This is a genomic window from Geobacillus sp. DSP4a (genome assembly GCF_013096875.1).
Classification (GTDB): Bacteria; Bacillota; Bacilli; order Bacillales; family Anoxybacillaceae; genus Geobacillus; species Geobacillus thermophilus.
This window is the reverse complement of record NZ_SDLD01000013.1, coordinates 1-13,003: the sequence shown is the minus strand read 5'-3', so window position 1 is coordinate 13,003 and position 13,003 is coordinate 1. Positions and strand designations below refer to the sequence as shown.

General features: G+C 50.4%; 11 protein-coding genes. 9 read left to right on the top strand and 2 right to left on the bottom strand.

What is annotated here, in order from left to right:
- Window positions 1-146 precede the first annotated feature (146 nt).
- The 4 genes from ETC02_RS06430 to ETC02_RS06415 all read left to right on the top strand — a co-directional run bounded on the left by ETC02_RS06430 (window position 147) and on the right by ETC02_RS06415 (window position 4,220).
- Window positions 147-581, top strand: coding sequence for a DUF1284 domain-containing protein (locus ETC02_RS06430; RefSeq protein ID WP_033008224.1), 435 nt, complete (start codon window positions 147-149; stop codon window positions 579-581).
- Window positions 582-855: 274 nt separating this feature from the next.
- A complete protein-coding gene (locus ETC02_RS06425; RefSeq protein WP_033008226.1) occupies window positions 856-2,232 on the top strand; it encodes an aspartate kinase in 1,377 nt (458 codons plus the stop codon).
- A 380-nt stretch (window positions 2,233-2,612) separates the two neighbouring features.
- Entirely contained in the window at window positions 2,613-3,536 is a 924-nt protein-coding gene (locus tag ETC02_RS06420) for a processed acidic surface protein (protein ID WP_063211065.1), read from the top strand.
- A gap of 24 nt (window positions 3,537-3,560) precedes the next feature.
- Complete coding sequence (locus ETC02_RS06415; protein WP_063211067.1) at window positions 3,561-4,220, top strand: class D sortase; 660 nt, start codon at window positions 3,561-3,563, stop codon at window positions 4,218-4,220.
- Window positions 4,221-4,431: 211 nt separating this feature from the next.
- On the opposite strand, the gene ETC02_RS06410 is transcribed toward ETC02_RS06415, so the two are convergent.
- Window positions 4,432-4,869 (bottom strand): YwpF-like family protein, encoded by a 438-nt coding sequence (locus tag ETC02_RS06410; RefSeq protein WP_063211069.1) that lies wholly within the window; start codon window positions 4,867-4,869, stop codon window positions 4,432-4,434.
- 271 nt (window positions 4,870-5,140) lie between these two features.
- On the opposite strand from ETC02_RS06410, the gene ssb reads away from it, so the two are divergent.
- Window positions 5,141-5,500, top strand: coding sequence for a single-stranded DNA-binding protein (gene ssb / locus ETC02_RS06405; RefSeq protein ID WP_171698135.1), 360 nt, complete (start codon window positions 5,141-5,143; stop codon window positions 5,498-5,500).
- Window positions 5,501-5,681: 181 nt separating this feature from the next.
- On the opposite strand, the gene ETC02_RS06400 is transcribed toward ssb, so the two are convergent.
- Window positions 5,682-6,092 carry a helix-turn-helix domain-containing protein gene (locus ETC02_RS06400; RefSeq protein WP_050367872.1) on the bottom strand — a complete coding sequence of 137 codons (411 nt, stop codon included), beginning with the start codon at window positions 6,090-6,092 and terminating at the stop codon, window positions 5,682-5,684.
- Window positions 6,093-6,308: 216 nt separating this feature from the next.
- Between ETC02_RS06400 and ETC02_RS06395 the strand changes: the two genes are divergently transcribed.
- The 4 genes from ETC02_RS06395 (at window position 6,309) to ETC02_RS17665 (ending at window position 12,697) form a co-directional block, all read left to right on the top strand.
- Entirely contained in the window at window positions 6,309-6,806 is a 498-nt protein-coding gene (locus ETC02_RS06395; RefSeq protein ID WP_371810125.1) for a hypothetical protein, read from the top strand.
- 194 nt (window positions 6,807-7,000) lie between these two features.
- Window positions 7,001-8,356: a C40 family peptidase gene (locus ETC02_RS06390; RefSeq protein WP_171698134.1), complete on the top strand. Its 1,356-nt coding sequence runs from the start codon at window positions 7,001-7,003 to the stop codon at window positions 8,354-8,356.
- A gap of 42 nt (window positions 8,357-8,398) precedes the next feature.
- Complete coding sequence (locus ETC02_RS06385; protein WP_050367869.1) at window positions 8,399-9,178, top strand: hypothetical protein; 780 nt, start codon at window positions 8,399-8,401, stop codon at window positions 9,176-9,178.
- Window positions 9,179-9,550: 372 nt separating this feature from the next.
- Window positions 9,551-12,697 (top strand): S-layer protein, encoded by a 3,147-nt coding sequence (locus ETC02_RS17665; RefSeq protein ID WP_253264099.1) that lies wholly within the window; start codon window positions 9,551-9,553, stop codon window positions 12,695-12,697.
- Window positions 12,698-13,003 lie beyond the last annotated feature (306 nt).

Here is a 13,003-nt window from a genome sequence, read left to right as displayed (position 1 = left end):
AGTTGGAAAGGCGCCGGTCAAATTCATGATTGCTGCTAGGGACCAGTTGGCGTATGATGATTTTAGAGATGAAAGAACGGCGCGACAGGCATATTTTCACGCGCCTGTCATATGCTCGAACGAGACGAAGGAAAGGAGAGAGGAGCATGAAGCCGTTGCGTCTGCGCGGCCACCATTTGCTTTGTGTGCATGGGTTTCGGGGCATGGGCTACAGTCCATCGTTCGTCGAGAAGATGTGGGCGATCGTCGAGCGCATCCGTGATGAAAAGGATGATTTTCCGATTGAAGTGGTAGCGGCGCTTGATGAGGCGTGCCTCGCCTGTCCGCATCATGGAGAGACGACGTGCGAGGCGGGGCCGAATTCCGACGCTCATGTCCGCTCGCTCGACGGAAACGTGATCCGCCATTTAGGGCTTGAGGCGGGCAATGTGTATTGGAAGTCTGAACTGATCCGGCGGACGGCGGAACGGGTCAAGCCGGATGATTTGGACGAGTTATGCCGCAACTGCTCGTGGCTGCCGTATGGCGTCTGCAAAGAAGGGATCGCCAACGTCCGCCGCGGCAATGTGGCGCAAACGTGAGGCAGAGCGGCCGTTTTCGGAAAAATCAAGGAGGAACGATGGAAAAACGGCGCTGCGCTGAACCATCATCCGTTTGTCAAGGAGGGGGGGCTGTTGCAGCACCGTCTTTCCATTGACGAAGCACGGCGCCATCTGTTTTGAAAAGAGTCATGGCCGGCGATGGCGGCAGTTTTGGACGTTGGCGGAAATTTCTAAAAAATGAATAGTTCCATGGGCGGAAAAATGTGATATGATAAACAATTATAGAGACTTTCGACAGAAAGGGTCATGAACGATGAAAGTAGCCAAATTCGGTGGAAGTTCGGTGGCGAGCGCTGCACAATTCCGTAAAGTGGCCGACATCGTCAGCTCGGATATCGAGCGCCGCATCGTCGTCGTGTCGGCGCCGGGGAAACGGTACAAGGACGATGTGAAAGTGACCGATATGCTCATCCAGCTGGCCGAACAAGTTGTGGCTGGCGAGCCGCATGAGGAAACAATGGAAGCGATCGTGAAGCGGTATGCTGACATCGCCAATGAGCTGGGGCTGGAAGCCGACGGCTTTTTGGCCGAGCTTGTCGATGACTTGCAGTCGAAAATCAGCGCCTATCGAAGCGAGCCGCCTCGGTTGTTTGACGCCATTAAAGCGAGCGGCGAAGACCATAACGCAAGGCTCATGGCGCTCTATCTGCAAGATTGCGGGCTTGAGGCGAGCTACGTCAGCCCGCTTGAAGCCGGCATCATCGTCACCGATGAGCCGGGCAACGCCCAAGTGCTGCCGGAATCGTATGAAAAGCTGCGGCAGCTTCGTGAACGCCGCGGTGTGCTCGTAATCCCGGGCTTTTTCGGGTATTCCCGGTCCGGCCATATCGTCACGTTCCCGCGCGGCGGGTCGGATATTACGGGCTCGATCGTCGCCGCGGGCGTCAAAGCGGACGTGTACGAAAACTTTACCGACGTCGATTCGATTTATTGCGTCAATCCGTCGATCGTCGCTGATGCCCGCAAGTTGAAAGAAATCACGTACCGCGAGATGCGTGAGCTGTCGTATTCCGGATTTTCCGTCTTTCATGACGAGGCGCTTGAGCCGGTCTATCGCGCCGGCATTCCCGTTTGCGTAAAAAACACAAACAACCCGGCCGCTCCAGGCACGTGGATCGTCGCCAAGCGCAACCACATCGACGAACCAGTCGCCGGCATTGCGAGCGACACGGGCTTTTGCAGCATCAACATCAGCAAATACTTAATGAACCGTGAGATTGGCTTTGGCCGGCGTGTGCTGCAAATTTTAGAAGACGAAGGCATCTCCTACGAACATACGCCGTCCGGCATCGACAACATGTCGGTCATCTTGCGGGCGGATCAGCTCGCGGACGGAAAAGAGGAGCGCATCCTCGCCCGCATCCGCGAGGAGCTTGCCGTCGATGAGGTGACGATTGAGTACGGCTTGGCGCTCATTATGGTCGTCGGCGAAGGGATGGAAAAAACGATCGGGATGGCGGCGAAAGCCACGACTGCGCTCGCTGACGCCAACATCAACTTGGAGATGATCAACCAAGGTTCGTCCGAAGTGAGCATGATGTTCGGCGTCAAAGAAGAAGTCGTCAACGAGGCGGTTCGCGCCTTGTACAACGCCTACTTCCAACAGGCAACCGTAAGCCCCCTTTCCTAACGCGAAACAGGCGTCCGAAACTCGGGCGCCTGTTCTTATGTACCGAGAAGCCCCCGCTTTCACGCGATCAGCCGAAGGGGGGAATGAATCAGCGTCTTCCATCATGGATGTCCCCTAACGCCGCTCAAAATATCTTGAAAGAAGGACTTCGTTGGAACAGCCAAGTCACAGGGACAGACGGGGATGGTCTGGCTGGCAGTCTGCCTTATGGCAGGTGTCCCCGAGAATCTCCCATCTCTAAGCGTTTGCGTAGGTGGGAGAACGTTCAAGCGCTCTAGGCCGAGCTTTCTTCTTTTTTCGCTGGTTGGCGTACATAAGAGCGGCATGTTCGGAAAATACTACCAATGTACGTCAAAGAAAGCGGAAGGGAGGAAGAACGAATGCGGCAATGGCTAGGAATGGCTGTGCTTGTCGCCGTTTTCGCTTCGTTTCCGGCTGGGGCGGCGGCCATCAGCCGAAGCGAGCTTGAGCAGTATGCTGAGAGCGTCGGCTGGACAGTGAGCGACCTGTTGGCTTATTTGGATCAATACGGCTTGACAGCCGCCGATTTTCGCACCATGGATGAGATGAAACAATGGCTTGGCACGCCCATCACTGACGAGCGGCTTCATGCCGTTTTGCGTCGGCACGGGCTGACGGTCGAGGAGCTCGAGGCGCTGCTCGGCCAGTTTGGCGAAACGGTGCAAGACTACACATTTGTTGAAGACTTAGACCGGGCCGTCCGCTTTTACTCACAGCATAACGCCGCCATGCAGCAAATCAACGACTTGCTTGGGGTGCTCGGGATGACGGAACAAGAAGTACGCGCCTTCACCCGCCATATCGCCTCGATTGACGACCCGCAATTGGCTGGGCGGCTGGCGGCGCTTCGTGCGCAGCTGCGCCCGTTTGAGCAGACCGAGGGGCCGTGGACGGATGAGCAACGTCGCGAACTGCGAGCCCTTTGGGAAAAAGCGCTTCGTTTGCTGCAGCTTGAGGCCAAGTACTATGTCAACGGGCGGGAGATAACGCCGTCAGCGGCCGCTGCAGCCGATACGAAGACGATCGTGAAATTGTATAACCGCCAAGGCGAAGAAATGGCCGATATCGCGATGACAAGGGACATGTTGACGTCCGGCTACATCGTCCGCGCCGGGGAGAAAGGGATTGAAGCCGGGCTGCTGGCGCTTGAGATGAAGGGGATGATGCAAGGAGAAAAATTGCCGGATACGGCGTCGCCGTATTTGCCGCAGGCGGCGGCCGGGTTGCTGCTGGCTGTCGCAGGCGCTCTCCTTTACCGGCGGGCGGGGCGCCTTAAAGGGTGAGCGGCTGTGAAGAGGGAGCAGACAGTGCGGAAAGCTGCGCCTCGGTATCGATGGAAACGCAAAGCTGCCCGCTGGGCGGCCGCAGCCGTTTTCGCCATCGGAGCGGCAACAGCAGGTTGGAACGGCTATTGGTACATCGTTGGCTGGAAAGCAGCGAATCAAGAAGCGGCTCGCTTGCCTGCCTCGGATTCGTCTCCATCATCGGCGGCCGAAGCCGCCCCCGTGTCCCGCCGTCCGGTTGAACAAGCCGCTGCTCCGCTGGGGGCGCATCTTGGCGAGCTGGTCATTCCGAAGCTCGGGGTGGCGATCCCAGTATACGAAGGCGTCCGCGAGCAAGAGCTGCGCCGCGGCGCCGGCCATTACCCGGCCAGCGCTTGGCCGGGGGGAAAGGGGCATGTCGTGCTGTCAGGGCATCGCGACACGGTGTTTCGCCGCCTTGGGGAACTGGGGATCGGTGATGCTCTCGTCATCCGGGCGGCGGACACAGCTGTTCATTATCGCATCGTCCGCATCCGCATCGTCGATGACGACGACCGGACCGTTCTCGTCAACAAGGCACGTCCGACGTTGACGGTGACGACGTGCTATCCGTTCCGTCTCATCGGCCGCGCCCCGAAGCGCTACATCGTCACCGCCCGCCCGGTTCAGACCGTTTCGCTGGAACGCGTTCACAATGAATGGTAAGCTGTCCATGCCAATGGACATGGACAGCATTCGCTTTGGCGAGGGATGCGTCAGTGAATGAAAGCTGTCGCGCGTCAATGGCGCGTATCGGCGACCTGCCCACACTGTCCGGTTTCGTTCGTGCATGTCGATTTCGCTGCCCACGTTTGATGGCCGTCCGATCTCGATGGATATACAAAAAGGCTAGAGAGTCGCGCTCTCTAGCCTTTTATTATGTCCGTCCGTCCCTCGCTCTCACGCCTTGCCGCTCATCCATTTGCTGGCGGAATTCTTTGAGCAGCGCCTCGCCTTGCAACCCTTTCTCAACAAGGCCGGCCAATACCATTTCAGCCAAATGAGTCCGCCGCGGGATCATCAACCCTTCCATCAGCACGCTAATATGGCCGTTCATTTTCGTGATGGAACGGACGGCAACAAGCATGTTCGCCGGATCGTTGCTCGTGTGGGTGATCGTCACTTGCAGTTGAAACTCAGTCCGCTCCTTCAATCCGGCAAATACCGGTTCGTATTCATCATCCAAATACGCCTCGACGAGCCAGCGGTTTTGCCCGTCTTCCTTATTGATGATCAGGCCGTCAATAAACGGAATGTCCCGGCGGTGCATCCCCTCGTCAATCACCGAGAGCCCGACAAGCTTGAACGTTTTCATGGTCGCCCACCTCATCACGATTGTCTATTCATGATTATACCATAGCCAACGAAGGGAAGAAAAACAGGATGATGCGCCTGTCTCCGCCAAAGCCATCCACATATTTTGCTGCGAAATGACAAAAACGCCATTTTGCTGCGCTATTGCTGGCGCATTGTCCGCATTTGCCGGGGATTGTACTTATAGATTGCGCAGAAAAATGCAAAAATCGCAGTTTTACGGCAAAAAACGCGATCGTTTATCATAAGGATGCGGTGGATGGAAAGGAGGGATGCGCCGGCGTATGGTCAATCAAGTGGTGCTTGTCGGGCGGTTGACGAAAGACCCGGAGCTCCGTTACACAGCCGAAGGAGCAGCCGTGACGACCGTCACCTTGGCGGTGGCGAGAAATTTCCGCAACGCGGAAGGAGGGATTGATGCCGATTTCGTTCCATGCGTCTTATGGCGGAAAACAGCGGAACATACCGCCAATTACTGCCGGAAAGGATCGATGGTGGCGGTGACGGGAAGAATTCAGACGCGCCGCTACGATAATAAGGACGGCCAACGCGTCTATGTGACCGAGGTCGTCGCGGATTCGGTCAAATTTCTCCACTCCGGCAAAACACGGGAATGGCCGGAGCACGTCTAAACGGATTCGCGACTTCCGCAAAGGGCCGCTGAATCCGCGCTTTTTCTCCCGTTTTGATGATTTGTTTCCCCATTCATTCCTTTCTTGACGAATCCCCAAGAGAAAGAACGTGTCCTCGCAAGACTCCCCAACGATGGCGCTAGCAGCCGATGTTAGCGCTTTTTTTGTCGAAGGGCGGGAGTCAGCCGAGGGCTTCGGCGCACTCTTTAATGATCGTGATCAGCATCGTTTCGACATGTTTTCGTTTTTTCTCCGGCAATTTCGCCAACGTGTACACCGCGTCGCTGATCTCGCGGTTTCGCAGCACATAATCGACGACAGCGAGCGTCTTTTCACCCATTTCCGTTTCCCCATACAGCCGCTTCACTTCCCGCAGCACTTCCCGCTGTCCGAGTTCGCTGCCGAGTAAAAAATCAGCGCTGACGTTAAACAAATGGCATAGCTTTTCGAGCGATTGAATGTCAGGAAGCAGGCTGCCGTTTTCCCATTTGCTGATTTGCGAGCGGGACACGTTCAACTGTTCAGCCAGCTGTTCTTGCGTCCAACGCTGCTGTTTCCGCAACGTTTTCAGCACCTCGCCGAGGTTTCTCATCGTTTGTCACCACGCTTTACATCATTATCTTAAAGATAGGAAAGCGCGGTGGCGATTTTTGTTCGTTTTCCGACCATCAACCTTTTTCGTTCAGAATAAGAACCGGCATGCATTTCCTTCCAGCATTCGACATCTTTTTTCCTATTTCTATCCATAGTACAATAAGTAAAAAGGGGTAAATATTTACTATTATAATGAGGAAGAAGAGGGATGACAGTGAATATTTATCTCGCCGATTTGATCGTTCGTGAACGAAATGAAGCAAGAAAAGGGAAAAAAATGTACCGCGTGTTCATTAAAGAAATGAACAACCCTTTCTCCATCCAGTTGAAAACCATCGCCCCGACCAATTTCACCGATTCCCTCCGCTGCCTGCGAAGCGGAGAGGAAAAGGAGCGTTTTTCTTTCGAGGGGGAGGCGTTGTTCCGCACCATTTCTTGTTCCGATGAAGCTCAGCTGTATTTTGTGTTTAAATGCGTCAATCAACTGTACATGTTTATCGTCAAGCTCGACCTTCGCCGAAAAACATTGGCTGTTGCCCTCTATGAATGGAACCAGCTCCAGCAAAAATATATGTTGATCCGCACAAATGAATGGCTGGCCATGGAAAAACAGCTGATTTATGAAATTTTGCAGTCCATGTATATTTGCGACCAAAGCCGCATCTCGTATTTGTTTACATGCCCGGCCCGGAACAACCGCACACAGCGGTGAGTGTTGTTTCCGTTCCCTTTGCTTCCCAATGGAAAAAAGTATTTCCTTTCCCGCCATCTGTTCGTTATACTTAAAATTAGGAGAGAAAATCGTCTGTTTTTGCCGTCGAATGCGCTTGTGCTGTCAGTTTTTGTTGGAACAGGGCGCATTGAGGGATAGAAGAAAGAGAAGGATGGAAGGGAGAGGAAGCGGAAGTGAAGCGAGGCCACGTTGTGCTAGCCGCTGCCTTCGCGTCTGCGCTGTTGTTCGCGCCGGATGAAGGGAAGGCGGCTGAATGGAAAGAGGGCATGAGCTCTTTCAAAATCAAAGAGCTGCAACAGCTATTAAAAGAAAAAGGCTTTTTCACCTATCCGCAGGCGACCGGCTACTTCGGGCCGATTACCGAAGAAGCGGTGAAGGCGTTCCAGCAGGCGGTGAACTTGCCGGCCACCGGCATCGTCGATGACGCCACCTACGCGAAGCTCAAAAGCGCGCCTGCGTCAAACGACACGCTCGCCATCGGTTCCCGCGGCGCGGCCGTCAGTGATTTGCAACGCCGGCTGAAACAGCTCGGCTATTTTCGCTATCCGCAAATCACCGGCTACTATGGCGCGGTGACGGCCGATGCCGTGAAGCAGTTTCAACGGGCGAACGGGCTTCCCGCCACCGGCCGGGCGGACCGGGCGACGCTTGAGCGGCTGAAGCAAAAAGAAGAAGGTTCCTCGCCCTCACCGTCTGCGGCGCTGACCGTTGGGGCGCGCGGCGACGAAGTCCGCAAGCTGCAGCAACAGCTCAAACAACTCGGCTACTTTACGTATTCGGACATCACCGGCTACTATGGGGTGCTGACCGCCGACGCCATCCGCCGCTTTCAACGCGACAACGGCCTGCCAGTGACCGGCGCGGTCGACAACCAAACCGCTGCCCGCCTCGCGAGCGCAGTAAAAGCGAAAACGACCTCCCCTGCACCGATCGAGCGCGAGCGCCTGGCGGTTCGCCTCTCAATCGGCGCGCTCGGCGACGACGTCAAGCGCATTCAGACGAAGCTCAAAGAGCTCGGCTACTTCTGGACGGACATCACCGGCTACTACGGAACCGCCACCGCCGATGCCGTCCGCCGTTTCCAACAAGCGGCCCAACTCCCCGCAACCGGCGTTGTGGACGGCGAAACATACGAGCGCCTGATCGGACAAGCCCCTGCGGCGAAGCTGGACGTCATCGAACTCGTCGCCGATGCGGCCGAACTGCTCGGCGTCCCGTACGTTTGGGGCGGCGAGACGCCGGAAGAGGGATTTGACTGCAGCGGCTTCATTTTCTACCTGTTCCAGCAACAAGGCGTCCCCATCCCGCGCACCGTCGCCTTGATGTGGAATGCAGGCGCATCGGTTTCCGCCCCGGAAGTCGGCGACATCGTCTTTTTCGCCACGACCACGAATAGCCCGTCGCATGCCGGCATCTATATCGGCAACGGCCAGTTCATCCATAGCGGCGCTTCGACCGGCGTGACGACGAGCCGCCTCGACCAACCGTATTGGAAACAGCGGTACTTGGGGGCGAAGCGGCTGTTTTAGCATACAACACTGACAGCGAAACGCAAAAGGAGGAACCAGAACATGACACGACCATTCCACATGGCAGCCGCCATCTGCCTCGCCGCCGCCATCGCCCTCGGAGGAAATGGGCAAACGGTTAACGCCGCCGTCCAATGGGGGCAAGTCCAATGGAAACAAGGCATGATCGGCAAAGTCGTCATTTTGCGCGACACGCCTCTATACCGCCTGAACGGAGCGGCATGGCAGTCCGCCATGACGGCGAAACAAGGGCGCGAGTATCGCGCCTACAGCCAAAAACGGGCAGGCGGCGCCGTCTATTACAGCCTCGGCGGCGGACTGTATGCCAAACAAGGGGATGCCATCCAATACGTGCCGTTCACCAAAGACGAACTTCTCGCCCTTGTCGCCCGCTCATTGAAAGGGCAATACATTCTTCAGGCAGGAAATGAATCCGTCCCGTTCGTCATTGAGCGGCAAAAAGGAAATCGTCTGTTCGGCTGGTATTTATACGGCCAAAATATGTCATTGCCGCTTGAAGGCCGCATCGACGGCGCCGCGGTGACACTCTCCATTTATTTCAACGACAATGCCGAAGCGATCGCCGACTCGATCTCTTACTTAAAAGCGTACAACGTGCCGAAGGAAGAGATCGAAAAAATCGCCGAACAGCTCGCCAACAGCGGCGATTACGCCATGCAGCTGCAATTTTCCATCACGAACAGCCCGGAACAATTCGCAGGACAGTTCCGCTTTCTCGATTTGTACTTGAATGACCGCTATGACGTCGTCAAAATGACGCTTGGCCAACCGATGGACGTCACGGTGAAGAAAAACGATTGATGTTTTTGCGCAAAATGTTTGCCAACCAAAACCATCAAACTGCCAAAATATTGTTCTAAATTTCTGTTACAGGCATATTCATATCAATGTCGTCATCGATGGAAATAATTTCAATGGCATATTCTCTAAAAAAGTTGTATTTAGGGCTAGAATTTAGAAGAAAAATGTATTATTATAGGAGACGTGGAGCATTAAGGAATGATGTGAAAGTGCTAGCACTGGATGATAGCCTTGCTAATAAGTCTATCATCTGGACACACAGGATGATCTTGATTCATGTTAGCACCTTTTAGGCAATGAATCTACTAAACGGCAGCCGTTTAGGATCATTGTCTTAAAGTTTCATAAAAACGAAGGGGGATTTTAGGCTTTATGGACAAAAAGAAAGCAGTCAAACTCGCCACAGCCAGCGCTGTAGCAGCGAGCGCTTTCGTCGCCGCCAACCCGCACACTTCCCAAGCAGCAACGGACGTGGCGACGGTCGTCAGCCAAGCGAAAGCGCAATTTAAAGCAGCGTATTATGCGTACAGCCACACGGTAACGGAAACGGGCAAACTCCCGAACATCCGCGACGTATATGCCGCCTACAACAAAGCGAAACAAGCGTATGCAAACGCGGTTGCTGTCGTGAACAAAGCCGGCGGCGCGAAAAAAGACGCGTATTTGGCTGATTTGCAAGCTACATACGAAACGTATGTATTCAAAGCCAACCCGAAATCGGGCGAAGCGCGCGTGGCTACGTACATCGACGCTTACAACTACGCAGTCAAGCTTGACGGTCTGCGTCAAGATCTGGCGAAAGCTGTCGAAGCAAAAGACTTGAAAAAGGCAGAAGAGCTCTACCACAAAATTTCGTACGAGCTCAGAACGCGCACGGTCATTCTCGACCGCGTCTACGGCAAATCGACGCGCGAACTGCTTCGCTCGCAATTCAAAGCCGAAGCGCAAAAACTGCGCGACAGCTTGATCTACGACATCACTGTTGCCATGAAAGCGCGTGAAGCGCAAGACGCCGTCAAAGCCGGCAACCTGGACAAAGCGAAAGCCGCGCTTGACCAAGTCAACCAATACGTATCGAAAGTAACCGATGCGTTCAAAGCTGAACTGCAAAAAGCAGCACAAGACGCCAATGCGGCGTATGAAGCAGCATTGACGCCGAAGGTTGAGAGTGTAAGTGCGATTAACTCAAAACAAATTGCAATAACATTCAATAAAGATGTAAGTAAATTAGATTTAAAACCACAAAATTTTGAAGTTACTAACCTTTCTGTAACGGACGTAAAAGTAGAAGGTAAAGTAGTTACATTAACAGTTAGCACGGATTTCTCGAGTGGTACAACATACACTGTTAAAGTAACTGGTTTAAAAGATGCAAATGGTAACACAATTAATGATTTAACAGCTTCATTCCTATATTCTATTGAACAATCAAAAGAATTAAAGTTAGCTAAAACAGATTTCACTATCTATCCGAATTCACCGAAAAAAGATAATATTTTCGATTATGTAACAGCTACTATTGATGGAAAAGCTGTATCTGAAAGCTTAATTGATCAAAAAATCTTAGAAACTAACAATACAACTGTAATTGCTACAACTGGAGATATCCTTGCTGCAGGTTCTGCAAATGTAAATATTAAGTACAAATTAAAAGATGGTACGGTATTGGAAACTGGTGTTAAAACTATTAAAGTAACAGAGCAGTATGTAGCAAATGCGGCTGGCTTCCATTTAGCTAAGAATAATGGTACATCTGATGATATGCCTAACAATACAGTAGAATTTGAAGCTTTACGTGCTGCTGGTGCAAATCGTACAGTCATTTATGCAAATGATACGGCTACAAATTATAGACTAGGTGTATTCGGTTATGACAACAATAAAGACCCATTAACAGAAGAAATTAAATCGAAAAACTCTGAAGTAGTGAAATACGAAGTAACTTCAGGTGGTAGCTTATTACAAGTAAATCCTTCTACTGGTCAAGTATTGTTTGCTGCAAAGAAAGAAGGAAAAGCGACTGTAAAAGTAACTCGTGGTTCATTTAGCTATGATGCAAATATTGAACTACGTAATTATCCTGAAGTAAAAGAAATTGCGTTAAACAAAACAGCTCTAGTGTTAGCTGAAGATCAAGCAGGTGAAACAGATTTAGTAGACAATTCTTTAAAATCTGCTGAATTTGATGTAGTCTTAAAGGACCAATATAAAGCATTGTTTAAAGATGGGAACACTAACAATGATAATAATGTTTCTATCAGTGTCACTGGTACTACTGTAACATCTGATAAAGTAGAGATTAATGTTACTTATAATAATGGTAATGAGACTAAATATGGAAAAATCGTAGTGACTACTGATAGCAATAAATTAGACTTGAGTGATACGTCTACTAGATCAATTAAAATTAATAACAGCGTTCTTGAAGGTTTGAAAGTTAAAACAAAATCAGATCGTAATGTAACAGCTGATGAAAATGTTGATGTATACGTGAAGTTCTATGATACAACTTCAGGAACAGAAACATTAGTTTCTTCTCAAAAATTACCTGTAACAATTAAAGATATCGGTGAAGTAACAGCTTTGAAAGTATTTAAAGAAAACGATCTAGATGCTACACTTCATCCAACAGCAAAAATAGAGCTTTGGGAAGTAGACGCTCAAGGTGATAAAATTCGTCCAGTTAAAAAAGGTGTAAAATCTATAAACCGTGGAACAGATCTTACTTCTACTGCTGATGATGTTGTTATCTCTACAAACGATGAAATTGAATTTACATTTGATACAGATAATAGCGTGATTGGAAAGTGGGTAACACCTACTAAATTTACAGTAGGGGATGTTGCAGCAGTAACATATAGTTTTGCTTCAGGTGCTGACACATTATTTGGAGAAAATGGTAAAATTACAGTTTCTACAAAAGTAGGTGCGAACAAACTTGCGTTTGGAACAGTTGATGTAGCTGTTAAAAACTCTAGTGAGGTAGCATACAAAGTATCTGTGAAGAATACGAAACCTGTAGTAGATTTAAGTGAATTAGAGAAACTAACAGGAAAAAAAATGATTAAAGATGTGTTATTTGGTGTTGCTAATGAAGATCAATACATTTTTGATGATTACAGTGGTACTAAAAAATCTATTGCCATCAAAAATGGCTCAACAGGCTATAAATTCAATCCAATTATTGAATTAGTAAGCCAAAACAATGTGAAGTTGCCATATGGTCCAGCAATTCTTCAATTAAATCAGTCTAATTATGATAATGGTGCAGTAGCAATTAATAATTCAGTAATTCCAGGAACACAAAACTTAAAATTCAAATTTACTGTAATCTCTAAAGACGGAGTAGAGTTTACTGGTAATGATGAAACAGCTACATTCAATTTAGTAACTGACAAGGAACAAGGAACAGCTAAAATTTTATTAACAGAAGTTACTCGTTCAAACGATACTACAGTAACCCCAGCTAAGAACTTATTAGCTGAACCTGTGGTAATCGAGTTAACTGTTACAAGATAATTAGGGTAGGTACACAGTGTCATCGCTTGAAAAATGTCGAAAAGCTCCGCGGAGAGAAATCTCTGCGGGGCTTTTCTTTTTGCGATTAAGTTGGTCAACCTACTGTCATTCCATAACCTCTTCCAAGAAACCGTATCAAAAGGCTTTTTAAGCATTTAATATAATTATGAACATTAAATCTCACATTTCGCACCCTCTCGACGAAAATCGGGAGGATTTTTTCGTTCCGATGTCGAATGAATCCTTGACACACAAGGAACGTAAAGGAGTTTTTCTCTTATGAACGTTCAAGTCAAAAAGGTCTAT

Coding starts and splice junctions, on each gene's coding strand:
- ETC02_RS06385 (WP_050367869.1), top strand. CDS start 8,399: ATGACACGACCATTCCACATGGCAGCCGCCATCTGCCTCGCCGCCGCC.
- ETC02_RS06410 (WP_063211069.1), bottom strand. CDS start 4,869: ATGAAAACGTTCAAGCTTGTCGGGCTCTCGGTGATTGACGAGGGGATG.
- ssb (WP_171698135.1), top strand. CDS start 5,141: ATGCGCCGGCGTATGGTCAATCAAGTGGTGCTTGTCGGGCGGTTGACG.
- ETC02_RS06430 (WP_033008224.1), top strand. CDS start 147: ATGAAGCCGTTGCGTCTGCGCGGCCACCATTTGCTTTGTGTGCATGGG.
- ETC02_RS06400 (WP_050367872.1), bottom strand. CDS start 6,092: ATGAGAAACCTCGGCGAGGTGCTGAAAACGTTGCGGAAACAGCAGCGT.
- ETC02_RS17665 (WP_253264099.1), top strand. CDS start 9,551: ATGGACAAAAAGAAAGCAGTCAAACTCGCCACAGCCAGCGCTGTAGCA.
- ETC02_RS06420 (WP_063211065.1), top strand. CDS start 2,613: ATGCGGCAATGGCTAGGAATGGCTGTGCTTGTCGCCGTTTTCGCTTCG.
- ETC02_RS06425 (WP_033008226.1), top strand. CDS start 856: ATGAAAGTAGCCAAATTCGGTGGAAGTTCGGTGGCGAGCGCTGCACAA.